At 35.6% G+C, this 24991-nt stretch carries 27 protein-coding genes; 26 read left to right on the top strand and 1 reads right to left on the bottom strand.

What is annotated here, in order from left to right; all coding sequences use genetic code 11:
- Positions 1-149 precede the first annotated feature (149 nt).
- The 9 genes from VF726_RS29880 to rsmI all read left to right on the top strand — a co-directional run bounded on the left by VF726_RS29880 (position 150) and on the right by rsmI (position 6802).
- Positions 150-329 carry a sigma factor G inhibitor Gin gene (locus VF726_RS29880; RefSeq protein WP_000842028.1) on the top strand — a complete coding sequence of 60 codons (180 nt, stop codon included), beginning with the start codon at positions 150-152 and terminating at the stop codon, positions 327-329.
- 71 nt (positions 330-400) lie between these two features.
- Positions 401-1822 carry an aminotransferase class I/II-fold pyridoxal phosphate-dependent enzyme gene (locus VF726_RS29885; RefSeq protein WP_440173850.1) on the top strand — a complete coding sequence of 474 codons (1422 nt, stop codon included), beginning with the start codon at positions 401-403 and terminating at the stop codon, positions 1820-1822.
- A 1-nt stretch (position 1823) separates the two neighbouring features.
- On the top strand, positions 1824-2450 hold the full coding sequence (gene tmk / locus VF726_RS29890) for a dTMP kinase (protein WP_440173852.1): 627 nt from the start codon (positions 1824-1826) through the stop codon (positions 2448-2450).
- Between the two features lie 36 nt (positions 2451-2486).
- Positions 2487-3470 (top strand): DNA polymerase III subunit delta', encoded by a 984-nt coding sequence (gene holB / locus VF726_RS29895; RefSeq protein WP_000169570.1) that lies wholly within the window; start codon positions 2487-2489, stop codon positions 3468-3470.
- Positions 3471-3475: 5 nt separating this feature from the next.
- Complete coding sequence (locus VF726_RS29900; RefSeq protein WP_000272429.1) at positions 3476-4303, top strand: PSP1 domain-containing protein; 828 nt, start codon at positions 3476-3478, stop codon at positions 4301-4303.
- A gap of 14 nt (positions 4304-4317) precedes the next feature.
- Positions 4318-4668 (top strand): DNA replication initiation control protein YabA, encoded by a 351-nt coding sequence (gene yabA / locus VF726_RS29905; RefSeq protein ID WP_440173854.1) that lies wholly within the window; start codon positions 4318-4320, stop codon positions 4666-4668.
- Positions 4669-4940: 272 nt separating this feature from the next.
- Positions 4941-5681 carry a tRNA1(Val) (adenine(37)-N6)-methyltransferase gene (locus VF726_RS29910; RefSeq protein ID WP_440173855.1) on the top strand — a complete coding sequence of 247 codons (741 nt, stop codon included), beginning with the start codon at positions 4941-4943 and terminating at the stop codon, positions 5679-5681.
- Positions 5668-5958 (top strand): GIY-YIG nuclease family protein, encoded by a 291-nt coding sequence (locus VF726_RS29915; RefSeq protein ID WP_440173857.1) that lies wholly within the window; start codon positions 5668-5670, stop codon positions 5956-5958. Before VF726_RS29910 ends, VF726_RS29915 begins: the two co-directional genes overlap by 14 nt.
- A complete protein-coding gene (gene rsmI / locus VF726_RS29920) occupies positions 5927-6802 on the top strand; it encodes a 16S rRNA (cytidine(1402)-2'-O)-methyltransferase (protein WP_048526383.1) in 876 nt (291 codons plus the stop codon). Before VF726_RS29915 ends, rsmI begins: the two co-directional genes overlap by 32 nt.
- A 20-nt stretch (positions 6803-6822) precedes the next feature.
- Here rsmI and VF726_RS29925 read toward each other — a convergent pair whose 3' ends face one another.
- Positions 6823-7107, bottom strand: coding sequence for an AbrB/MazE/SpoVT family DNA-binding domain-containing protein (locus tag VF726_RS29925; protein WP_000843036.1), 285 nt, complete (start codon positions 7105-7107; stop codon positions 6823-6825).
- 520 nt (positions 7108-7627) lie between these two features.
- Between VF726_RS29925 and metG the strand changes: the two genes are divergently transcribed.
- The 17 genes from metG to spoVT all read left to right on the top strand — a co-directional run bounded on the left by metG (position 7628) and on the right by spoVT (position 24762).
- Positions 7628-9610 carry a methionine--tRNA ligase gene (metG, locus tag VF726_RS29930; protein ID WP_440173858.1) on the top strand — a complete coding sequence of 661 codons (1983 nt, stop codon included), beginning with the start codon at positions 7628-7630 and terminating at the stop codon, positions 9608-9610.
- A 166-nt stretch (positions 9611-9776) separates the two neighbouring features.
- A complete protein-coding gene (locus tag VF726_RS29935) occupies positions 9777-10544 on the top strand; it encodes a TatD family hydrolase (protein WP_440173860.1) in 768 nt (255 codons plus the stop codon).
- A 216-nt stretch (positions 10545-10760) separates the two neighbouring features.
- Complete coding sequence (gene rnmV, locus VF726_RS29940; RefSeq protein ID WP_000692830.1) at positions 10761-11318, top strand: ribonuclease M5; 558 nt, start codon at positions 10761-10763, stop codon at positions 11316-11318.
- On the top strand, positions 11315-12193 hold the full coding sequence (gene rsmA, locus VF726_RS29945; protein WP_440173861.1) for a 16S rRNA (adenine(1518)-N(6)/adenine(1519)-N(6))-dimethyltransferase RsmA: 879 nt from the start codon (positions 11315-11317) through the stop codon (positions 12191-12193). Before rnmV ends, rsmA begins: the two co-directional genes overlap by 4 nt.
- 110 nt (positions 12194-12303) lie before the next feature.
- Positions 12304-13167 carry a sporulation peptidase YabG gene (gene yabG / locus VF726_RS29950; RefSeq protein WP_440173863.1) on the top strand — a complete coding sequence of 288 codons (864 nt, stop codon included), beginning with the start codon at positions 12304-12306 and terminating at the stop codon, positions 13165-13167.
- 238 nt (positions 13168-13405) lie between these two features.
- The gene (veg, locus tag VF726_RS29955) at positions 13406-13666 is read left to right on the top strand and encodes a biofilm formation stimulator Veg (protein ID WP_000044347.1); all 261 of its coding nucleotides are present in this window, start codon (positions 13406-13408) and stop codon (positions 13664-13666) included.
- A 91-nt stretch (positions 13667-13757) separates the two neighbouring features.
- Positions 13758-13937, top strand: a complete 180-nt coding sequence (sspF, locus tag VF726_RS29960) for an acid-soluble spore protein SspF (RefSeq protein ID WP_001985066.1) — start codon at positions 13758-13760, stop codon at positions 13935-13937.
- A 196-nt stretch (positions 13938-14133) separates the two neighbouring features.
- On the top strand, positions 14134-15003 hold the full coding sequence (ispE, locus tag VF726_RS29965) for a 4-(cytidine 5'-diphospho)-2-C-methyl-D-erythritol kinase (protein WP_440173865.1): 870 nt from the start codon (positions 14134-14136) through the stop codon (positions 15001-15003).
- Between the two features lie 54 nt (positions 15004-15057).
- Positions 15058-15906 (top strand): pur operon repressor, encoded by an 849-nt coding sequence (gene purR, locus VF726_RS29970; RefSeq protein ID WP_440173866.1) that lies wholly within the window; start codon positions 15058-15060, stop codon positions 15904-15906.
- A gap of 124 nt (positions 15907-16030) precedes the next feature.
- Positions 16031-16405 carry a RidA family protein gene (locus VF726_RS29975; protein WP_440173868.1) on the top strand — a complete coding sequence of 125 codons (375 nt, stop codon included), beginning with the start codon at positions 16031-16033 and terminating at the stop codon, positions 16403-16405.
- A 152-nt stretch (positions 16406-16557) separates the two neighbouring features.
- Entirely contained in the window at positions 16558-16851 is a 294-nt protein-coding gene (spoVG, locus tag VF726_RS29980; RefSeq protein WP_000454041.1) for a septation regulator SpoVG, read from the top strand.
- 322 nt (positions 16852-17173) lie between these two features.
- On the top strand, positions 17174-18553 hold the full coding sequence (gene glmU / locus VF726_RS29985; RefSeq protein ID WP_000071036.1) for a bifunctional UDP-N-acetylglucosamine diphosphorylase/glucosamine-1-phosphate N-acetyltransferase GlmU: 1380 nt from the start codon (positions 17174-17176) through the stop codon (positions 18551-18553).
- Between the two features lie 18 nt (positions 18554-18571).
- Positions 18572-19525, top strand: coding sequence for a ribose-phosphate diphosphokinase (locus tag VF726_RS29990; RefSeq protein ID WP_000107420.1), 954 nt, complete (start codon positions 18572-18574; stop codon positions 19523-19525).
- Positions 19526-19597: 72 nt separating this feature from the next.
- Entirely contained in the window at positions 19598-20158 is a 561-nt protein-coding gene (pth, locus tag VF726_RS29995; RefSeq protein ID WP_279588549.1) for an aminoacyl-tRNA hydrolase, read from the top strand.
- A gap of 70 nt (positions 20159-20228) precedes the next feature.
- A complete protein-coding gene (locus VF726_RS30000) occupies positions 20229-20453 on the top strand; it encodes an anti-sigma-F factor Fin (protein WP_000399442.1) in 225 nt (74 codons plus the stop codon).
- 105 nt (positions 20454-20558) lie between these two features.
- Positions 20559-24089, top strand: a complete 3531-nt coding sequence (gene mfd / locus VF726_RS30005) for a transcription-repair coupling factor (protein WP_440173870.1) — start codon at positions 20559-20561, stop codon at positions 24087-24089.
- A 136-nt stretch (positions 24090-24225) separates the two neighbouring features.
- On the top strand, positions 24226-24762 hold the full coding sequence (gene spoVT / locus VF726_RS30010; RefSeq protein WP_000648302.1) for a stage V sporulation protein T: 537 nt from the start codon (positions 24226-24228) through the stop codon (positions 24760-24762).
- Positions 24763-24991 lie beyond the last annotated feature (229 nt).

A 24991-nucleotide genomic window follows, 5' to 3' on the forward strand; every position in this document is an offset into this window, starting at 1 on the left:
TTTAAACAGTATGTAAAAAGAAGTAATGGTAATACAAACACGTTGCCCAAGGATGAATCATATTATATAAGAAATTGATGTATATTTTTCTGTAAAATGTTAAGGAATAGAAGTATGAAATATGTCCATTTAAATAGGGAGGGAAGGATATGAAATCACAAAACGAAGTTTGTATTGTTTGTGAGACAGAAAGAAAAGAAGGAATATATGTTTATAATAATTTAATATGTTATGAATGTGAAAAGGACATGGTGAATACGGAGACAAATGATCCGAAGTATATATATTATTTAAAACAGCTTCGGAAATTAGAAGTATCATATTTTTAAATAGGCATATGCCTATTATTTTTTTTGTTCTGTATAATAGAGAAAGAATGAATAATAAGGAAGAGATATAGATGAATCAAAATCGCATACCTTTATATGAGGCATTAATAGAGTTTAAAGAAAGAGGGCCGTTGTCCTTTCATGTTCCAGGTCATAAGAATGGTTTAAACTTCCCTCAGGAGGCAGTAGAGGAGTTTAAAGATATATTATCTATCGATGTGACTGAGTTGTCAGGATTAGATGATTTACATAGTCCGTTTGAATGTATAGATGAGGCACAACAATTATTAGCTGATGTATATGGAGTGGAAAAAAGTTATTTTTTAATTAATGGTTCAACAGTCGGGAACTTAGCAATGATTTTGTCTTGCTGCGGGGAACATGATATTGTTCTTGTACAAAGAAACTGTCATAAATCAATTATTAATGGTTTAAAACTAGCAGGAGCAAATCCTATTTTTTTAGATCCATGGATTGAGGAATCTTATAATGTACCCGTGGGAATTCATGATGAAATTATTAAGAAAGCAATTGAAAAGTATCCAAATGCGAAAGCACTCATTTTAACACATCCTAATTATTATGGTATGGGGATAGATTTAGAGGCAAGCATCGCTTATGCACATGCACATAAAATTCCTGTGTTAGTAGATGAAGCACATGGAGCTCATTTTTGTTTAGGCGGGGCATTTCCAAAGTCAGCGTTAGCATATGGTGCAGATGTTGTAGTTCATTCTGCGCATAAGACATTACCAGCGATGACGATGGGTTCCTATTTACATATAAATAGTCGCTTAGTGAGAGAAGAAAAAGTTTCTACCTATTTAAGTATGCTACAATCTAGTAGTCCATCGTATCCAATTATGACTTCTCTTGATATTGCGCGCTTTACAATAGCACGTATAAAAGAAAAGGGACATGATGAGATTGTCGAATTTTTACGGAGATTTAAAGAAGAATTGAGTTCTGTTCCACAAATATCTATTTTGCAATATCCGTTACAAGACGAGTTAAAGGTTACCGTACAAACACGTTGTCAGTTATCAGGATACGAATTACAGTCTGTATTTGAAAAGGTCGGTATATATACAGAAATGGCAGATCCATATAATGTCTTATTTATTTTGCCTTTGCAAGTAAATAAGGAGTATATGAAGGCTATAGAGATGATCCGAGTGGCATTGCAATCTTATGAGGTGAAAGACAAGAAGGAATCTATTCGTTATACTTATAAAGGAGAAATTTCTCCCCTGCCGTATACATATAAACAACTGGAAGGATATGAAACGAAAGTAGTATCTGTAGAAGAAGCAGTTGGGATGATAGCAGCGGAAATGGTAATTCCGTATCCACCTGGTATTCCATTGATTATGTATGGGGAAAGAATTACTTCAGAACATAAAGAGCAAATTATGTATTTAGAGAAAGCAGGCGCTCGTTTTCAAGGCAACGCGAAATATATGAAAGTGTATGATATAGAAAGTAGGTTTTAGAATGAAGGGATTATTTGTAACAATTGAAGGTCCAGAAGGTTCGGGGAAGACAACGTTAATTCAAAGTTTATTGCCATACTTTGAACAAAAAGAAAAGAAGGTAATGGCGACGAGAGAACCAGGTGGTATTGCAATTTCTGAGGATATTAGAACGATTTTACATAAACAAGAGTATACGATGATGGAAGCACGTACAGAGGCGTTGTTATATGCTGCAGCACGTAGACAGCATTTAGTGGAAAAGGTTATGCCGGCACTTAAAGAGGATTACCTTGTATTATGTGATCGTTTTATAGATAGCTCTTTAGCGTATCAAGGATATGCAAGAGGATTAGGTATGGATAAAGTATTTGAAATAAATCGCTTTGCAACAGAAGACTGTATGCCTAGTTTAACAATTTACTTAGATATTGAGCCAGAAGTTGGGTTAGCTCGAATTGCAAAAGATGCAGGACGCGAAGTGAATCGACTAGATATGGAAGATATCTCTTTCCATAAACGTGTGCGTGAAGGGTATTTACAAGTTGTAGAACGTTTCTCAGATCGTATTGTATTAGTAAATGCCGATCAGCCAATGGAAAAACTTATAGAAGAAGTTATTCAGGTTATAGAAGATAAATTGTTATAATAGAAGGAAAGAATTGAAATAAGTGAGGTATGCATTATGACGAAGACGTGGGAGCAGCTTTCTGCTATACAACCCATCGGTGTAAAAATGTTGATGAATAGCATTGCAAAAGAGCGTATATCCCACGCTTACTTGTTAGAGGGAGGGAAAGGGACAGGAAAGTTTGCGACGGCAATTCAAATGGCAAAGAGTTTCCTCTGTTCTCAGCGGAATGGGGTAGAGCCTTGTCATGTATGTACAAATTGTAAGCGAATTGATTCAGGTAACCACCCGAACTTACATATTGTAAAACCAGACGGATTATCTATTAAGAAGCAGCAAATTCATGATTTACAAGAAGAGTTTTCAAAAACAGGATTAGAAGCAAATAAAAAAGTATATATTATTGAGCACGCAGACCGTATGACAGCAAATGCAGCGAATACACTTTTGAAATTTTTAGAAGAACCAAGTAGTGATACAACAGCTATTTTACTTACTGAACAAAGTCATCAAATTTTAAATACGATTTTATCTCGCTGTCAAGTTGTTACATTTAGACCTTTACCAACGGAATCTTTAATTAGAAGATTACAGGATGAAGGTATTACGGCGTCATTATCGACACTTGCTGCACAACTCACGAATAGTTTTGATGAAGCTTTAGCTTTATGTAGTGATGAATGGTTTGCACAAGCACGAGCTTTAGTGATAAAATTATGTGAAGCGCTCGAAAAAGATAAAGCCTCTATTTTTTTTGTACAAGAAAAATGGGGAAAACACTTTGGAGAGAAGGAGCAATTACAGCAAGGTTTAGATATGTTACTCCTTATTTATAAGGATTTATTATATGTTCAACTTGGAGAAGAAGATCGTCTTGTTTTTCATGAGCAGAAAGAGATGTTTGAATCTTTCTCCTACGCTCAGAAGCGCATTGTATCAGCTCTCTTTAATATATTAGAGGCAAAAAATAGAATCAACGCTAATGTAAATGCGCAGCTTGTGTTCGAACAGTTAGTGTTGCGGTTGCAGGAGGGATGACCGTTTTGTATGATGTAGTAGGTGTTCGCTTTAAGAAGGCCGGAAAGGTATATTACTTTGACCCAAATCAGTTCGATATCTCTGAAAATGAGTTTGTAATTGTAGAAACGGTAAGAGGTATTGAATATGGAAAAGTAGTTATTACCAAAAAGCAAGTTGATGAAAACGACGTTGTATTACCGCTAAAAAAGGTTATTCGTATTGCAAATGAAAATGATCGTACCATTGTTGAAGAGAACAAACATGCTGCAAAAGAAGCATATCAAGTTTGTCAGCAAAAGGTAGTAGAACATAATCTTGATATGAAACTTGTAGATGTAGAGTATACGTTCGATCGCAATAAGATTATTTTCTACTTTACTGCGGATGGTCGGATTGATTTCCGTGAACTAGTGAAGGACTTAGCGGCAATTTTTAGGACAAGAATTGAACTAAGACAAATTGGTGTTCGTGATGAAGCGAAGATGCTTGGTGGTATTGGTCCATGTGGTCGTATGCTTTGTTGTTCTACTTTTTTAGGAGATTTTGAACCTGTATCCATTAAGATGGCAAAGGATCAAAATTTATCATTAAATCCTGCAAAAATCTCTGGTTTATGTGGTCGCTTAATGTGTTGCTTAAAATATGAGAACGATGAATATGAGGCAGCAAAGGAGCAACTTCCTGATTTAGATCAACGTATACAAACCCCGCATGGTACTGGCCGTGTTATCGGATTAAATATTTTAGAAAGATTAATTCAAGTGGAACTAGTAGACAAGGAACGGATAGTAGAATATACGTTAGATGAGTTAGTGAATAAAGGGGTCGTTTCGAGTCAAACCACAGATTAATGAGGTGGGTGCTTGTGGAGAAAAAAGATATTTTTGCATCGGTTTCTAGTATGGAAGAGCAAATTGGACATTTATACAAACAGTTGGGCGAATTAAAACAACATCTTGCAGAGTTGTTGGAAGAAAACCAACATATAAAAATGGAAAATGCAAATTTGCGACACCGCTTTGAAGAAGTGCAGATTAAAGAAAAACAAAAAACTCAAAAACGTAAAGAAGTGAAGCCGAAGACAGATATTGGTGAAGGCTACGATAATTTAGCAAGGCTATATCAAGAAGGTTTTCATATTTGTAATCTGCATTATGGAAGTGTACGTAAAGAGGGAGATTGTTTATTCTGCCTGTCATTTTTAAATAAAAAGTGAAATTACCTTTCCAATGATAATTGGAAAGGTAATTTTTTATACATGAGAGTAGAATGAAATATGTTTTTTATCCCGCTTTAATGGGCAGTAAGACCCCTACCTCAAAATGCATCGAAAGTAAAGAATTTAGGTGGGGACGGGCTGTCCATAAAAGTCCGATTGGTCAGGGCTAATAATCAGTGGGGGATGAAGAGAACCCCCACTGAATAAAGTTTCACTTTATTAGTTGAAGATGAAATAGGGTAGGTTAAGTGTAAGAAAAGGAGTAACATATGAATTTATATGAAGATGAACGTTTAGATTACTTATTAGCACAAGATTTAAAGATTATACAAAGCCCATCAGTATTTAACTTTTCGTTAGATGCTGTTTTACTTGCAGATTTTGCTTGGGTACCAATTCAAAAAGGTAATTTACTTGATTTGTGTACAGGTAATGCAGTTGTGCCCCTTCTATTAAGTACAAGAACGAAAGGGAATATTACTGGCGTAGAAATTCAAGGACGCTTATATGATATGGGAATAAGAAGTGTTCAATATAATAAGTTGGAAGAAAGAATTCACTTAATACATGGGGATTTGAAAGATATGCCGGAGAAACTTGGACGTCATCAATATGATGTTGTCACATGTAATCCGCCTTATTTCCAAACACCTGCAACTTCTGAAAAAAATATGAATGAACATTTAGCGATAGCTCGTCATGAAATTATGTGTACATTAGAGGATGTTGTATCTGCAAGTAGTCAGCTAGTAAAGCAAGGCGGGAAAGTAGCATTTGTACACCGCCCGGGTCGTTTACTAGACATTGTTACGTTAATGCGTAAATACAAAATTGAACCAAAGCGTGTCCGATTTGTGTATCCTAAGGCAGGAAAAGAAGCGAATACATTGTTAATTGAAGGAATTAAGGATGGAAATGCCGATCTGAAAATATTGCCACCTCTTATTGTATATGAAGAAAATAATGAATATACAAAGGAGATTCGTTCTATTTTATATGGGGAAGAATAAGCATTGTTTTTATGTAGTAGAGTGCTCTGATGGAAGTTATTATGCTGGATATACGAATCATATAGAGAAGCGGATTGAGACCCATAATGGCGGAAAAGGGGCTAAGTATACGCGTGCTAGACTTCCTGTTGTTTTAAAATACGTAGAATTTCATGAAGATAAACGTACAGCTATGCAAGCAGAGTATTATTTTAAGCAATTAAATAGAAAACAAAAAGAAGAATATATGCAAAAAGGAGAACGCTATGTGGCAACAAAAAAGCTTTCAACAAAATGAAAAAGGAGTTTTATATTTAGTACCAACTCCTATTGGAAATTTAGAAGATATGACATTTCGTGCAATTCGAATTTTAAAAGAAGCTGATTTAATTGCTGCTGAAGATACGAGACAAACGAAAAAACTTTGTAATTATTTTGAAATTGAGACGCCCGTGATGAGTTACCACGAGCATAATAAGGAAGTAAGTGGAAAGAAAATATTAGAGAAGCTAGACGAAGGGAAGACTGTAGCACTTGTTAGTGATGCTGGTATGCCGTGTATTTCCGATCCAGGTTACGATATTGTTGTAGAGGCTGTAACGGAACAGTATCATGTAATCCCGCTTCCTGGAGCAAATGCAGCCCTTACAGCATTAATTGCATCAGGTCTTGAAACAAAACAATTTTATTTCTATGGATTTTTACAAAGAAATAAAAAAGAAAGAAAATTGGAGTTAGAGAAGCTTCGTTATGTACAAACTACAATGATGTTTTATGAAGCGCCTCACCGCCTGGATGATACTTTAATCTCGATGCAAGAAGTGTTGGGAAATAGAGAAATTGTATTATGTCGAGAGTTAACGAAAAAATTCGAGGAATTTATTCGAGGAACAGTCGAAGAAGCCATTGAGTGGACGAAACAAAATGAAGTTCGTGGTGAGTTTTGTATTTTAGTAGCTGGTTCAACAGAAGAACCTGCTCCAGAAGAACAATGGTGGGAATCTATTTCAGTGTATGATCATATTGAACATTATATAAACGAAAAAGGGATGAATTCAAAAGAGGCGATAAAAACAGTCGCGAAAGATCGAGATTTGTCGAAACGCGATGTATATCAAATCTATCATGTCGATAAAAAATAAGCTTCTCATAATTGAGAAGCTTATTTTGCTGTTTCGATATAATCTTGAAGTTCGTTTAAGATTTGCTCAGCGCCTTCTTTGCTTAAGATAATTTTACCTTCAGCTAAAGATAGGTTGCCATCAGATACTTCACCAGTTACTTGGCAAGTCATGTTTGGCTTATATTTTTTTAAGATGATTTTCTCGTCATCAACGTAGATTTCAAGAGCATCCTTTTCTGCAATACCTAAAGTACGGCGTAATTCGATTGGAATTACTACACGACCTAATTCATCAACTTTACGAACGATACCAGTAGATTTCATAATTCTTTTCCTCCTAAAGAAATAGTTTATAAGTTTCGAGTCTATTTTCTAGATTCGTCATTTTTCGACAAAATACCCTATGGACATATGATACCAATCATTTACATTTCCGTCAATTCTTTAATTCTATATTTTTTAAAAAGATTTATAGATTTCTTACTTCTTATATATAATAGAATGTGAGTAATTTCTACTATTATTTCACTTTATTTTCAGAAAAATTTATAAATTATAAGTGGGGACTGTATATTTTCTTGAAATATGAGTAATAGATGATAAAGGTATCAAGTATTAACTCGTTTTTATCCCGCATTAACAAGCGGTAATATTTTAAATTTAAAATTCAGCTGGGGCAAAGGGGTTAAGTAAGAGCCGGATTGCGCGTAAAAGCTCGATTGGTGCAGGCTAATAATCTGCGGGAATGAACAAAACCCCTCACAGATTAAAGTTTCACTTTATATATAAGTTTTTGATATACTATTTATAAATACATATGAGGTTATCCGGGAGGTCCAAAACAATGACAGAGGAAAACAAATCCTTTTATATTACTACCCCAATTTATTATCCAAGTGGAAAATTACACATTGGACATGCTTATACAACGGTAGCAGGAGATGCGATGGCACGATATAAGCGTATGCAAGGATATAATGTTCATTATTTAACAGGAACTGATGAGCATGGACAGAAGATCCAAAAGAAAGCAGAAGAATTAAATGTTACACCACAAGCATATGTGGATAACATCGTTGCAGGAATTAAAGAACTTTGGGAGAAGATGGATATCTCTTATGATGATTTTATTCGTACAACGGAAGATCGTCATAAAGATGTTGTTGAAAAAATCTTCAAACAACTAGTAGATCAAGGTGATATTTACCTTGATGAATATGAAGGTTGGTATTCTGTACAAGATGAGACATTCTATACGGAACACCAATTAGTAGATCCAATTATGGAAGGTGACAAAGTAGTTGGAGGAAAAAGTCCAGATAGTGGTCATGATGTAGAACTTGTTCGTGAAGAATCTTATTTCTTTAGAATGGGTAAATATGTCGACAGACTATTAAAATTCTATGAAGATAATCCACATTTCATTCAGCCAGAGTCTCGTAAGAATGAGATGATTAATAACTTCATTAAACCAGGCTTAGAAGATTTAGCAGTTTCTCGTACTTCATTTGACTGGGGAGTTCGTGTTCCAGGTAACCCGAAACACGTTATTTACGTATGGGTTGACGCTTTATCTAACTACATTACAGCATTAGGTTATGGAACAGAAAATGAAGAGATGTATAAGAAGTTCTGGCCGGCAGATGTGCATTTAGTTGGAAAAGAAATCGTTCGTTTCCATACAATTTATTGGCCAATCATTTTAATGGCATTAGATTTACCTCTTCCGAAAAAAGTCTTTGCTCACGGTTGGATTTTAATGAAAGATGGAAAGATGAGTAAGTCAAAAGGAAACGTAGTAGATCCAGTTACACTAATCGATCGTTACGGATTAGATGCATTACGTTATTACTTACTTCGTGAAGTTCCATTCGGATCAGATGGCGTATTCACACCAGAAGGATTTGTGGAGCGTATTAATTTCGACTTAGCAAATGACTTAGGTAACTTATTAAATCGTACAGTAGCTATGATTGATAAGTACTTTAACGGAGAAATCCCTGCATTTAAAGAAAATGTAACGGAATTCGATGAAACGTTAGTAACGTTTGCACAAGATACATTGAAAAAAGTAGAAGAAGCAATGGAGAATATGGAATTCTCTGTAGCACTAAGCTCAATTTGGCAATTGGTTAGCCGTACGAATAAATATATTGATGAAACACAACCATGGGTACTAGCAAAAGATGAGAATGATCGTGAAAAGTTAGCTTCTGTAATGGCTCATTTAGCAGAGGTACTTCGTCAAACGGGTATTATGCTTATGCCATTCTTAACAGTAGCACCAAGCAAGATGTTTGCTCAGCTTGGCCTTACTGATAAAGCACATAAATCTTGGGAAAGCCTATCTACAATTGGCTGCATTCCAGCTGGAACGAAAGTAGAAAAAGGAAATCCAATTTTCCCTCGTTTAGAAATGGAAGTAGAGGTAGCATACATTAAAGAACAAATGAAAAGCTCTGCTCCTAAAGTAGAAGAGAAAAAAGAAGAAGAACCGAAGGCAGAAGAAATTACAATTGATGATTTCTTTAAAGTAGAATTACGCGTAGCTGAAGTACTATCTGCTGAACCTGTGAAAAAAGCAGACAAGTTGTTAAAAATCCAACTAGACTTAGGCACAGAAAAGCGTCAAGTTGTTTCTGGAATTGCAAAATTCTATTCACCAGAAGACCTAAAAGGTAAAAAGGTTATTTGTGTAACAAACTTAAAACCTGTAAAATTACGCGGTGAATTATCACAAGGTATGATTTTAGCGGGTGAAGAGAATGGCGTATTGTCATTAGCATCAATTGACCAAAATCTACCAAACGGTACAAAAATCAAGTAATTAAGACAAGAAAGGAGATGTTTCACGTGTAACATGTGTGAAGCGTCTTTTTTCTTTTTACACTCTCAATTTTTGCATTAAGATTGTAGTATTGTTATCGTTAAGTTATGAAAAAGCTTATTTGTGTGGAATAAACTTGATTTCAATATAAAAGGAGTTATGTATGATGTTGTTTGATACACATTCACATTTGAATGCAGAGCAATTTGAAGAAGATTTACAAGAAGTTATTGCACGAATGAAAGAAGCAGGAGTTACTTATACAGTTGTTGTTGGTTTTGATGAAGTAACGATAAAAAAAGCGATTGAATTAGCTGAAGCCTATGATTTTATTTATGCTGCGGTTGGATGGCATCCAGTTGATGCAATTGACATGACAGAAGAACATTTAGCTTGGTTAGAAGAACTTGCTTCCCATCCTAAAGTCGTTGCACTTGGAGAAATGGGCTTAGATTATCACTGGGATAAGTCCCCAAAAGAAATACAGAAAGAAGTATTCCGTAAACAAATTGCATTAGCGAAAAAGGTAAAATTGCCGATTATTATACATAATCGCGATGCAACTCAAGATATTGTTGATATTCTAGAAGAAGAAAATGCAGCTGAAGTGGGCGGCATTATGCATTGCTTTAGCGGCAGTGTAGAAGTAGCAGAGCGATGCGTTGATATGAACTTTTTAATTTCGTTAGGTGGACCAGTTACATTCAAAAACGCTAAAAAGCCGAAAGAAGTTGCTGTGGAGATTCCATTAGAGAAATTGTTAATAGAGACGGATTGTCCGTATTTAACACCGCACCCATTTCGAGGGAAACGAAATGAACCAAGTTATGTAAAACTCGTAGCAGAAGAAATTGCGAACTTAAAAGGAATTTCTTATGAGGAAGTAGCAGAAGTAACAACAAAAAATGCAAAAGCTTTATTTGGTGTTGAATAAAAAGGAGTGGGAGAACCCATTCTTTTTTTATTTTTATAAAAAAGTAGCAGGAGTGATAGAGAAAATCCGGGCAAATAAGGAAGTGTTACAATAAGGAGAGAGAACAAAGTTTTGGACATTCTATTTTTTAAAATGTAAGAATGGGGAAAATAATAATGGAAAAGTCGTCATTTTTTTGTTTTACTAAGTAGAGACGAAACGAGTGTGGAGGCAAGCATGAAAATTAAAGAGATTATCGTTGTAGAAGGTAAAGATGATACAGTTGCGATTAAGCGTGCTGTTGATGCGGATACAATTGAAACGAACGGTTCAGCAATCGGTGATCATGTTATTGAGCAAGTTAAATTAGCGCTGCAAAAACGAGGCGTTATTATTTTTACAGATCCGGATTATCCTGGAGAGCGTATTAGAAAAATTATTTCTGATAAGGTGCCTGGATGTAAACATGCCTTTTTACCAAAGGAAGAAGCACTTGCTAAAAGGAAAAAAGGTGTCGGAATTGAACATGCTTCTAATGAATCAATTCGCCGTGCTTTAGAGAATATACATGAAGAAATGGAAGCTTACACAAGTGAAATTAGTTGGAGCGATCTAGTCGATGCAGGTTTAGTGGGCGGAGAAATGGCAAAGAGTCGCAGAGAAAGAATGGGTAAGCTATTAAAGATTGGTTATACAAACGCAAAACAGTTACATAAACGTTTACAAATGTTTCAAGTTTCAAAAGAATCATTTGCAGAAGCTTATAAGCAAGTCATACAGGAGGAAAGAAAATGAAGGATATCGCAACGCCAAATCGTACGAAAGACATTGTTGAAAAGTATGGATTTTCATTCAAAAAAAGTTTAGGACAAAATTTCTTAATTGATACGAATGTATTAAATCGTATCGTTGATCACGCTGAAATTGGACCAGAAAGTGGTGCAATTGAAATTGGACCAGGTATCGGTGCATTAACAGAACAATTAGCGAAGCGTGCTAAAAAAGTTGTTGCTTTTGAAATTGATCAAAGATTATTACCAATCTTAGATGAGACGTTAGCTCCATATGGCAACGTTACAGTTATTAATAAAGATGTACTAAAGGCAGATGTACACGAGGTGTTTAGCGAGCAATTTGAAGAAGGGCAAGATGTAATGGTGGTAGCTAACTTACCATACTATATTACAACGCCAATTTTATTTAAATTGCTAGAAGAGAAATTACCGGTTCGTGGATTTGTTGTTATGATGCAAAAAGAAGTTGGGGATCGTTTAGCTGCTAAACCTGGAACGAAAGAGTATGGTTCTTTATCAATTGCTATTCAGTATTATACAGAGGTAGAAACAGTTATGACTGTGCCGCGTACAGTGTTTGTACCACAACCAAATGTTGATTCTGCAATTATCCGTCTCCTAAAGCGTCCGAAACCAGTTGTAGAAGTAACAGATGAGACGTTCTTCTTTGAAGTAGTAAGAGCAAGTTTTGCACAGCGTCGTAAAACGTTAATGAATAATTTATCAAATAATTTAAATGGTTTCCCGAAAGATAAAGAGCTGTTGGATCGAATTTTAACAGAGGTAGGAATTGATCCAAAACGAAGAGGCGAGACGCTATCTATCGAGGAGTTTGCAACATTAAGTAACGCATTAGTTCCTCATAAATTATCATAAGAATATAAAAGGGACAGTTCAAGTTGAACTGTCCCTTTTGTCACCTTTCCCCTCCTACATTCATACTTTAAAAACAGGTAAGATGGCCTAACGAGTTTGGAGGTAGGAGAATGGCTTTACATGTTGGAGAATTAGTGGAACGATATTCTCATAATAGGGATATCCTTTTTCGTATTATAGAAATAAAAGGCGAGATAGCTATATTGTTTGGAGAGGAAATTAGATTGGTGGCAGATGCGCCACTTGAAGATTTAATTAGTATAGATCAACGAGAACACAAAAAGAGAGCGAAGCGTGAGAAAGAAACAATGGAACGCACGTATCGTTTGTTTCAACAAGATTATGTATTAATGAAACAAAGGCATGAACACACTTCAACTGGTGGATATACAAATGAGGTGAATTATTTTCAAATGCCGGGACGTGTATTGCATATAGATGGAGACCCATTATATTTGCGCAAGTGTCTAGACTTATATAATAAAATTGGTGTTCCTGTACAAGGTATTCATTGTAAAGAAACAGAGATGCATGAAAAGGTAGTAGATTTAATAGACCATTTTCGTCCAGACATTTTAGTAATCACAGGGCACGATGCATATACAAAAGCAAAAGGAGTAAAGGGAGATTTAGCAGCATATAGGCATTCAAGGCATTTTGTACAGGCTGTTCGAGAAGTGCGAAAAAAATATCCATCACTAGATCAACTCGTTATTTTTGCTGGGGCATGTCAATCACACTTTGAAGCATTAATTCGAGCTGGTGCTAATTTTGCTAGTTCCCCATCTAGAATTAATATTCACGCACTAGATCCTGTATATGTGGTTGGTAAAATTAGTTTTACTTCATTTATGGAGAGAGTCAATGTATGGGACGTTGTACGTAATACGATTACTGGCGAAAAGGGACTTGGTGGGATTGAGACGAGGGGCATTTTACGAACTGGATTACCCTTCCAACACTATGAAGAATAAGCAAGGTACATATGTATCTTGCTTTTTTATGTGGAAAGGATTTAAATCAGCTTGGATAAAAAGAGACAAGAACGCACAGACTACATAATGATACTTTTACAATATAGTATTTCTTCTATCTATTCGAACGCATAATGCTTTTATAATGATATTGTCTGTGAGTTGCGGTTAATAATTGGGATAGATATATCGTGTTTTAAGTGTTCAATCTAAATTACAGCGAGGTGTAACGAAGTATATGTCAAAACGTTTAGATGAAATTAAAAGCGAATTAGATCACCATCTTGGACAGAGACTGATGTTAAAGGCAAACAGTGGGAGAAGAAAAACGGTAGAACAATCAGGTGTACTTGCAGAAACGTATCGTTCTGTTTTTGTTGTACAACTGGATCAGCAAGAAGACGCGTTGCAACGTGTATCGTATAGCTATGCAGATGTTTTAACAGAGACAGTAGAGTTAACATTTTATGGTGACCCTCATAATGAAGTGATTTTATAATTTATGTATCGTTACATATATTCCCACAAATGAAAAGTTATATTATTTTGCATACTAATTATACCGTAGCAAAATAAGGAGGGACTCTGCATTGAGTAGACGAAGAGGTGTCATGTCAAATCAATTTAAAGAAGAGCTTGCAAAAGAGCTGGGCTTTTATGATGTTGTTCAGAAAGAAGGCTGGGGCGGAATTCGTGCGAAAGATGCTGGTAACATGGTGAAACGTGCTATAGAAATTGCAGAACAGCAATTAATGAAACAAAACCAGTAGTTGTAAGATACTTTCTATGCTACGGTAGCCGAGGAGTGATTCCTCGGCTTTTTGTACTATAAAAGGTGCCATCATTTTACATAAGTAGTTTCATTCTGAATGCTTTTCGTTATAATTAGGGAAGTGTCATCGTCTTACTATAAATTTATGGTAAAATAAACGATAAAAGATTGAGTACATAGAGTGGGTGAATAGATTGAAGCTACTAGTGAAAGCACCAGCAAAGATTAATCTGTCGTTAGATGTACTGGGAAAAAGACAAGACGGATATCATGAAGTGAAAATGATTATGACAACAATTGATTTAGCGGATCGTTTAGAACTAATGGAATTAGCAGAAGACCGTATTGAAATTTTATCCCATAATCGGTATGTCCCAGACGACCAAAGAAATTTAGCTTATCAAGCAGCGAGATTATTAAAAGAGAAGTTTAATGTGAAAAAAGGCGTATCTATTACTATTGAAAAAACGATTCCAGTAGCAGCTGGATTAGCAGGTGGAAGTAGTGATGCAGCAGCGACATTACGTGGCCTTAATAAATTATGGAATTTAGGGCTTACAATTGACCAATTAGCAGAGCTTGGCGCAGAAATTGGATCGGATGTATCGTTTTGCGTATATGGTGGGACAGCAATTGCCACTGGAAGAGGAGAACAAATTGAGCACATAAAAACTCCACCTTCTTGTTGGGTTATCTTAGCAAAACCTCATATTGGTGTATCTACTGCTGATGTGTATGGAAATTTAAAATTAAATCGAGTTACACATCCGAATGTAGATAAAATGATTGATGTCATAAATGCCGGGGATTACAAAGGGATTTGTGATACTGTTGGTAACGTTTTAGAAGATGTAACGTTTGCGATGCATCCTGAAGTTGCACGTATTAAGGCACAGATGAAGCGATTTGGGGCGGATGCTGTTTTAATGAGTGGAAGTGGTCCAACTGTATTTGGTCTTGTGCACCATGATTCGCGAATGCATCGTATATATAACGGATTAAAAGGATTTTGTGAACAAGTATACGCAGTACGTTTATTGGGAGAGCGAGAAACGCTTGAATAAAGACGTATAATACGGTATGATTTGTTTAGAATATTCGTGATTTGAGGTGAGAGTATGAAAATTAGACGAAGTACAAGATTAGTCGATATGACTTATTACTTGTTACAAAACCCTCGTCAGCTAGTTTCTCTCACTTTTTTTGCTGAAAGGTATCAATCAGCTAAGTCTTCCATTAGTGAAGATTTAGTTATTATTAAGCAAACGTTTGAACAACAAGGGGTCGGCACATTGCAAACGATACCAGGAGCAGCAGGAGGAGTGAAATATATACCGTATATAAGTGAGGCAGAGGCAGATCTAATTATTGGTGAGCTTTGTAGCTTATTTGAGAATCCAGATCGTATTTTGCCTGGTGGTTACTTATATATGACAGATCTTTTAAGTAATCCTCGTCATATTAATGGCGCAGGTCGTTTGTTTGCTTCTGTTTTTGCTAGGCAACCAATTGATGCAGTTATGACGGTGGCAACAAAGGGAATTCCACTTGCTTATGCGGTGGCGAATTACTTAGATGTACCGGTAGTAATTGCAAGGAAAGACAATAAGGTAACAGAAGGACCAACTGTTAGTATTAACTATGTATCAGGTTCTTCTAAGCGCATTCAAACAATGACGTTAGCGAAGCGTAGCCTTCCAGAAGGATCAAATGTTTTAATTATTGATGACTTCATGAAAGCTGGCGGAACCATTCAAGGTATGATGAGTATGTTAGAAGAGTTTAAAGCTAATGTTGTTGGTATTGGTGTATTAGTAGAGTCCACAGATATTGAAGAAAGACTAATTAATAACTTTGTATCATTAATTCGTTTATCAGAAGTTGATGTGAAAGAAAAATCGATTCAAGTGGAAAAGGGAAATTATTCACTGGCACCATTTGATGAAGGGCTTGTAGAGGCTGAGTAAAAAGGTAAAGCAAATAGCTTTATCTTTTTTTTTATTCTATTTATAAATTATAAAATAGATGGACAAACTGCTTTTCGTGCACTATTTTTAAAGAGTAAAAATAAATAATAAAAGGGTGAAAGATATGAAAGTTGTTCAAACAAACAATGCACCACAAGCAATTGGACCATATTCACAAGGGATTATTGTAAATAATATGTTTTACAGTTCAGGACAAATTCCGTTAACTGCAGGTGGAGAGCTTGTAGTAGGAGATGTAACAGTACAAACAGAGCAAGTATTTCAAAACTTACAAGCAGTATTAGAAGAAGCGGGTGCTTCATTTGATACAGTAGTAAAAACAATAGTATTCTTAAAAGATATGGATGATTTTAATGCTGTTAATGAAGTATATGGCTCTTATTTCTCTGCTCATAAGCCAGCTCGTTCTTGTGTACAAGTAGCAAAATTACCGAAAGATGTTTCGGTTGAAATTGAGGTAATTGCCCTAGTTAAGTAATTCTTTGTAAGCGATAACCTCCACAAATCTCTATATTCAATTACATTAAAAATTTTTATCTTAAAAATTTTTAAAAAATTAAAGGGAAAATAGAAATTTTGTGGAATTTATACAAATATATCGCTTATTTAGAAAAGGGTGGTGAACACAAGATGGAAGTGACTGACGTAAGATTACGCCGCGTAAACACAGAAGGCCGCATGAGAGCAATTGCCTCTATTACTCTAGACCATGAATTTGTTGTTCATGATATTCGTGTAATTGATGGTAATAATGGATTATTTGTAGCAATGCCAAGTAAACGTACTCCAGATGGAGAGTTCCGTGACATTGCACATCCAATTAATTCTGGTACACGCTCTAAAATTCAAGATGCGGTTTTAACAGAGTATCATCGTTTAGGCGAGTTAGAAGAGGTTGAGTTTGAAGAAGCGGGTGCTTCGTAAAATTCGAATGAAAAGGGCTTTTTAGAGAAAGCCCTATAATTTTGCAACAAACTCCTGTAAGCATTTACAGGGGTTTGTTTTTTTGTGTTTGTATACATATTTCATTTGGAAGATTCTAAATTAAATAAAATCAAGGGGAGAACTTCTAATTTTTTCAAAATGATTTTAAATAGTATAGCTTAATTCTTAAAAAAGATACTAAAGAGTAAAACATCTTATAAGAATTATGGTAAAATTTAATAGTTAAAATGTGTTTCTTGAAATATATGATGATTTAGGATAATATCGTTAATGGATAAATAGGTTGCGATGGAGGGTCTATATGTCAAACAGATTTGCAGTGATTCTAGCTGCAGGTAAAGGCACACGTATGAAGTCTAAGCTATACAAAGTGCTTCATCCTGTATGTGGAAAACCTATGGTACAACATGTTGTCGATCAAGTATCTCAATTAGGATTGCAGAAACTTGTAACAGTCGTAGGACATGGTGCTGAAATGGTACAAGAACAGCTAGGAAACGTAAGTGAGTTTGCATTACAAGCAGAACAACTTGGTACAGCGCATGCTGTAGATCAAGCTGCAAGTGTACTTGCAAATGAAGAAGGAACAACTTTAGTTATTTGTGGCGATACGCCGCTAATAACTGCTGAAACGATGGAAGCATTGCTTCAACAACATAAAGAAGCAGGGGCAATGGCAACGGTGCTAACAGCTTACATAGAAGAGCCTGCTGGATATGGTCGTATCGTTCGTAATGAGAATGGTCATGTTGAAAAGATTGTTGAGCATAAGGATGCAAATGAGAAAGAATTAGCTATTAAAGAAATCAATACAGGTACGTATTGTTTTGATAATAAAGCTTTATTCGCTTCACTTTCTAAAGTTTCAAATGATAACGTACAAGGTGAATATTACCTGCCAGATGTTATTGAGATTTTAAAAAATGAAGGTCATATTGTATCAGCTTATCAAACAGAGCACTTCGATGAAACGTTAGGTGTTAACGACAGAGTCGCTCTATCGCAAGCGGAAATTATTATGAAAAACCGTATCAACCGAAAGAACATGGTAAATGGTGTTACAATTATCGATCCAAGTAACACGTATATTTCTGCTGATGCAATTATCGGTAGTGATACAGTTCTTCATCCAGGAACAATTATTGAGGGAAACACTGTAATTGGTTCTGATTGTGAAATTGGACCGCATACAGTAATTCGCGATAGTGAAATTGGAGATCGTACGACAATTCGTCAATCTACTGTACATGATAGTAAACTTGGTACAGAAGTATCGGTTGGTCCATTTGCACATATTCGCCCAGATTCAGTTATTGGAGATGAAGTACGCGTTGGAAACTTCGTGGAAATCAAAAAAACTGTTTTTGGTAATAGAAGTAAAGCTTCACACTTAAGTTATATCGGGGATGCGCAAGTTGGAGAAGACGTGAATCTTGGTTGTGGTTCAATTACGGTGAACTATGACGGTAAGAATAAATTCAAAACTGTGATTGGTAACGGGGTATTTATTGGATGTAATTCAAACCTTGTTGCTCCTGTAACAGTTGAAGATGGTGCTTATGTGGCAGCAGGCTCTACAATTACAGAGAATGTTCCATCAAAAGCATTATCTGTAGCACGTGCACGTCAAGTTAACAAAGAAGACTATGTTGATCAATTGCTGAATAAGAAAAAATCATAATGTGGAGGGTTAATCTAGATGTCGACTCAATATCTAAATTCTAATTTGAAAGTATTCTCTTTAAACTCTAATAAGGAACTTGCTGAGCAAATTGCAAAGCACATTGGAGTAGGACTAGGAAAATGTTCTGTTGATCGTTTTAGTGATGGAGAAGTTCAAATTAACATTGAAGAAAGTATCCGTGGTTGCGATGTATTCATTATTCAATCTACAAGCTTCCCAGTAAACGAACATATCATGGAATTACTTATTATGATCGATGCATTAAAGCGTGCATCTGCAAAAACAATTAATATTGTTATTCCTTACTATGGTTATGCGCGTCAAGACCGTAAAGCGCGTTCTCGTGAACCAATTACATCGAAACTTGTAGCAAACTTGCTTGAAACAGCAGGTGCAACTCGTGTAATCACTCTAGATTTACATGCTCCACAAATTCAAGGGTTCTTTGATATCCCAATTGACCACCTAATGGGTGTACCGATTCTTTCAGATTACTTTGAAACAAAAGGTCTTAAAGATATCGTAATCGTGTCACCTGATCATGGTGGAGTAACTCGTGCTAGAAAAATGGCAGATCGCCTAAAAGCACCAATCGCTATTATTGATAAGCGTCGTCCTCGTCCAAACGTATCAGAGGTAATGAACATTATCGGTAATATTGAAGGTAAAACAGCAATTTTAATTGATGACATCATTGATACAGCTGGTACAATTACATTAGCAGCAAACGCTCTTGTTGAGAACGGTGCTTCTGAAGTATATGCTTGCTGTACACACCCAGTATTATCTGGTCCAGCAATTGAGCGTATCCAAAACTCAAATATTAAAGAGTTAGTTGTAACGAACTCTATCGTATTACCAGAAGAGAAGAAAATCGACAAAGTACATGAACTTTCAGTTGCTCCACTAATCGGAGAAGCAATCATTCGTGTATACGAAGAAGAATCTGTAAGTGTATTATTCAATTAATTGGATAGAATGAGACGTAACCAAGATTGGTTACGTCTTTTCGTATCGAAAAAAGAAAGTAGTGGTACAAGAATGAAATTGATAGTAGGACTTGGGAACCCGGGTAGAGAATATGAATTAACAAGGCATAATATTGGATTTATGGCAATTGATGAACTTGCAAAGCGTTGGAATATTTCTTTAAACGAACAAAAATTTAAAGGAGTATTTGGTGCAGGGTTTGTTAATGGGGAAAAAGTAATCTTATTAAAGCCACTTACATATATGAATTTATCTGGGGAAAGCATTCGTCCGCTTATGGATTACTACAAAATTGATGTAGAGGACTTCGTTGTTCTGTACGATGATTTAGACATCCCAGTAGGTAAATTACGCCTTCGTATGAAAGGTAGTGCTGGTGGACATAATGGTGTGAAATCAACAATTTCACATTTAGGAACACAAGAGTTTCAACGTATCCGCATGGGAATCGATCGTCCGAAAAATGGAATGAAGGTAGTAGATTATGTATTAGGACGTTTTACATCAGAAGAAATTCCTGATGTTAATTATTCTATTGAAAAAGCAGCGGATGCATGTGAAGAATGGTTAAATAAACCTTTTCTTCAAATCATGAATACTTTCAATAGTTAAGGGTATGATTGAGAATATTTTGTTTTATTTTTACCCATACTAGCAGTAATTGGATTTTTAGGAGGCTAGTATGGAAGGGTATTATTATTGCAGACATTGCGGGAGCAATGTAGGATCCGTTACCGCAGAAAAAGTGTATAGCGACGTTTTATTTCAACTAACAGAGCAAGAAGTAGTAGAGATGATTCATTTTCATGAGAATGGAAATATATATATACAAACGATTTGTGAATCGTGTCAAGAAACGCTCGCATCTTATCCTGAGTATTATGAATATGAAAAATTTCTGCAATAAAATGTTGTCGCTTTGGCATGTCCAAAGCATTTTTCTGTTTTCTTTTTCCGAAATATTTGCATAAAATATAGTGGCTTGCTCTTTATGTTGAGAGGGGTTTTGAAAATGATAGGTTTATTAGAGCAATTTTATAAAAATGAAGAGATCCAATCGGTTATTAATGGATTAGAAGATGGTTTAAGAGAACAACTTGTATCAGGTATGGCAACCTCTTCTCGTTCGTTATTAATGGCGGCCTTATATAAAAAAACAAAAAAATCACAACTTATTGTGACGCATAATTTATATCAAGCACAAAAAGTACATGAAGATTTAGTGGCGTTACTTGGTGAAAAAGATGTATGGCTATACCCAGTAAATGAATTGATAGCATCAGAACTTGGTGTTGCAAGCCCAGAATTGAAGGCACAACGCATTGAAGTATTAAATCGTTTAGCTGCAGGAGAGAATGGGATTATTGTAGCACCAGTTGCGGGGTTACGCAGATTTTTACCAATGAAAGAATTGTGGAAGCAAAGGCAAATCGAAATCAGTCTAGGGCAAGAGATTGATTTAGATACATTCTTGCATACTTTACATCATATTGGCTATGAGCGTAAGTCGATGGTAGAAGCTCCTGGGGAATTTAGTTTGCGCGGGGGGATATTAGATATTTATCCACTAACTGAAGAGTTACCAGTTCGTATTGAATTCTTCGACACAGAAGTCGATTCTATTCGATTATTTGATGTGGATGAACAGCGCTCTCAAGATAAAAAAGAAAGTGTTAGATTTGGTCCAGCAACGGAGTTTTTATTTTCACAGGAAGAATTGAAGTCGGGGATTAAGCGTCTTGAGGAAGGTTTAACTAAGACGATGCAAAAGCTTTCTGATGATAAATTGAAGACTACGGTGCTTGAAACGGTAAGTCATGAAATTGAGATGTTAAAAAATGGGCAAAGTATAGAACAGATGTTTAAATATTTATCTATTTTCTATAACGAACCTGCTAGTCTGATAGATTATTTACCAGAAGATGGTGTTGTAATTTTAGATGAGATTTCCCGTATTCAAGAAACAGCATCACATCTTGAAACGGAAGAAGCGGAATGGTATATATCACTTCTTGGTGAGGGCACGATTATTCAAGATTTATCTTTCTCCCATTCGTTTGAAGAATTTCTTCATCATAAAAAAAGAAGCTTTGTATATTTAACGTTATTCTTACGTCATATAGCACATACACATCCGCAAAACATTGTGAATGTAACGTGTAAAACGATGCAAGATTTCCATGGACAGATGCAGTTGTTGAAAACTGAAATTGATAGATGGAACGAAGGGCATTTTACGACGGTTGTGCTCGGCACAGATGATGAACGTGTAAAAAAACTACAACATATTTTAAGTGATTATGATATTGAGGCAGATATTGTAGAGGGCACAGATATATTATTGCCTGGAAGATTACAAATTGCTGTAGGTGATTTACATGCAGGATTTGAAATACCGATGCAAAAGCTTGTTGTCATTACTGAAAAAGAGCTTTTTCATAAGAAAGTTAAAAAATCACAACGTAAGCAAAAGTTATCTAATGCTGAACGTATTAAAAGTTATTCGGAATTAAAAGTTGGGGATTATGTAGTCCATGTAAATCATGGTATAGGTAAATTTTTAGGTATCGAGACATTAGAGATTAATGGTGTTCATAAAGATTATTTAAATATTAAATACCAAGGCAATGATAAGCTATACGTTCCAATTGAACAAATTGACCAAGTGCAAAAATATGTAGGATCTGAAGGAAAGGATCCGAAAGTTTATAAATTGGGCGGAAATGATTGGAAGAAGGTCAAAACGAAGGTTGAAAAATCTGTACAAGATATTGCGGATGACCTAATTAAACTATATGCCGAGCGCGAAGCTTCAAAGGGTTATGCATATACGCCAGATACGGCAGAACAACAAGAATTTGAGTCTTCTTTCCCGTATCAAGAGACAGAGGATCAATTACGTTCTATTGAAGAGATTAAAAAGGATATGGAACGCGGACGTCCAATGGATAGGCTTCTTTGTGGTGATGTAGGATATGGAAAAACGGAAGTGGCTATTCGTGCGGCGTTTAAGGCAATTATGGATGAAAAACAAGTTGCAATTTTAGTGCCGACAACGATCCTTGCACAACAACACTATGAAACAATTCGAGAGCGTTTTCAAGATTATCCAATCAATATAGGATTGCTAAGTAGATTCCGTACGAGAAAACAGCAAAACGAAACGATTAAGGGCTTAAAAGATGGCACGGTAGATATTGTAATCGGAACGCATCGTATTTTATCTAAAGATGTTACTTATAAAGATTTAGGTCTTCTTATTATTGATGAAGAACAAAGATTTGGTGTAACGCATAAAGAAAAAATTAAACAATTAAAAGCGAATGTTGACGTATTAACATTAACGGCAACTCCGATTCCGCGTACGCTCCATATGTCTATGCTTGGTGTGCGTGATTTATCTGTTATTGAGACACCGCCGGAAAATCGTTTCCCAGTTCAAACGTATGTAGTAGAGTATAATCCAGCATTAATGCGAGAAGCGATAGAACGAGAGCTTGCAAGAGGTGGTCAAGTTTACTTCCTATACAATCGTGTAGAGGATATCGAACGAAAAGCAGATGAAATTTCGATGTTAGTTCCAGATGCGCGTGTAACATATGCGCATGGGAAAATGAATGAGAGTGAATTAGAGTCTGTTATGCTATCGTTTTTAGAAGGGCAGCATGATGTTCTTGTAAGTACAACAATTATTGAGACGGGTGTAGATATTCCGAATGTAAATACGTTAATTGTATTTGATGCAGATCGTATGGGATTATCGCAGCTGTATCAGCTTCGTGGGCGTGTTGGACGTTCTAATCGTGTTGCATATGCATACTTTGCATACAAACGAGATAAAGTGTTATCAGAAGTTGCGGAGAAGCGTCTGCAAGCCATTAAAGAGTTCACAGAGCTTGGATCTGGTTTCAAAATTGCGATGCGAGACTTATCAATTCGTGGTGCAGGTAACTTATTAGGAGCCGAACAACATGGGTTTATTGATTCTGTCGGATTTGATCTATATTCTCAAATGTTAAAAGATGCAATTGAACAACGTAGAGGAACAGACGGAGTTGAAAATACCGTTAATGTTGAAATTGATTTAGAAGTCGATGCATATTTACCGGATGCTTATATTTCAGATAGTAAACAAAAAATTATGATGTATAAACAATTTAGAGGTGTTTCTGCAATTGAGGATATTGAAGAGTTGCAGGAAGAGATGATAGATAGATTTGGTGATTACCCACAAGAAGTTGGTTACTTATTGCAAATTGCAAATATTAAAGTATTGGCAATGAAAGAACAAATTGAATTAATTAAGCAAAATAAATTTGAAGTAACAATTCTGTTTTCAGAACAAGCGAGTCAAAATATTGATGGCGGAAAATTATTCATGCTCGGAAATAGTTTTGGACGTATGATCGGTCTAGGAATGGAAGGATCACAATTGAAAATCGTCATGAAAACAAATGGCTTAGAGACATCGAAGTGGTTAACAATTGCTGAAAATTTATTAAAAGGCCTGCCAGAAGTAAAAAAAGAAGTCATAAATGCCTAATATTAGATAAAAAAATACAATTCGACGTGCATAGAAGAACTAATGTGTAAAATACTATGTCTAACAGTTGGTGATTTTTACATGAACAGGTAAATTCACCACTTTGATCATCAGTAGAAAGTGAGGCAGCATTAGAATGAAAGCAACTGGAATCGTACGTCGAATTGATGATTTAGGTAGGGTAGTAATCCCGAAGGAAATTCGTAGAACTTTACGTATTCGAGAAGGTGACCCGCTAGAAATATTTGTTGATCGCGATGGAGAAGTAATTTTAAAGAAATACTCTCCAATTAGCGAATTAGGTGATTTTGCAAAAGAATATGCAGATGCTTTATATGATAGCTTAGGACATAATGTGCTTGTATGCGATCGAGATTCTATTATCGCAGTATCAGGCGTATCCAAAAAAGAATACTTAAATAAAAGTGTTGGCGATCTAATTGAAAAAACGATGGAAGAAAGAAAGTCCGTTATTATGACAGATGAAAGTGATATTTCCATTATTGATGGTGTAACGGAAAAGGTTCATTCTTATACAGTTGGACCGATTGTTGCAAATGGAGATCCAATTGGGGCTGTCATTATTTTTTCAAAAGAAGCAATTATAAGCGAAATAGAGCATAAAGCGGTCAATACTGCTGCCAGTTTCTTAGCGAAGCAAATGGAGCAGTAGGGTTGTATGAGTTTAGAAGTAGCAATCTTTCCTAATTATGATATTTCTTCTTGAGAAATCAATTATTTGGAGATATATGTATATTGAATGAAGGTAGCGCTTTGCTACCTTTTTTCGTTGAACATTTCTAGCGTTGCACAAACGTATGATTACTCCTGTAGGTAAGGGAGCTTGTCCTTTTCTTTATGATATAATACGAGGGGTGAGAATAGAAAAAGGAGTTTTCTTG

This window comes from Bacillus sp. Brlt_9 (genome assembly GCF_051948935.1).
Taxonomy (GTDB): Bacteria; Bacillota; Bacilli; order Bacillales; family Bacillaceae_G; genus Bacillus_A.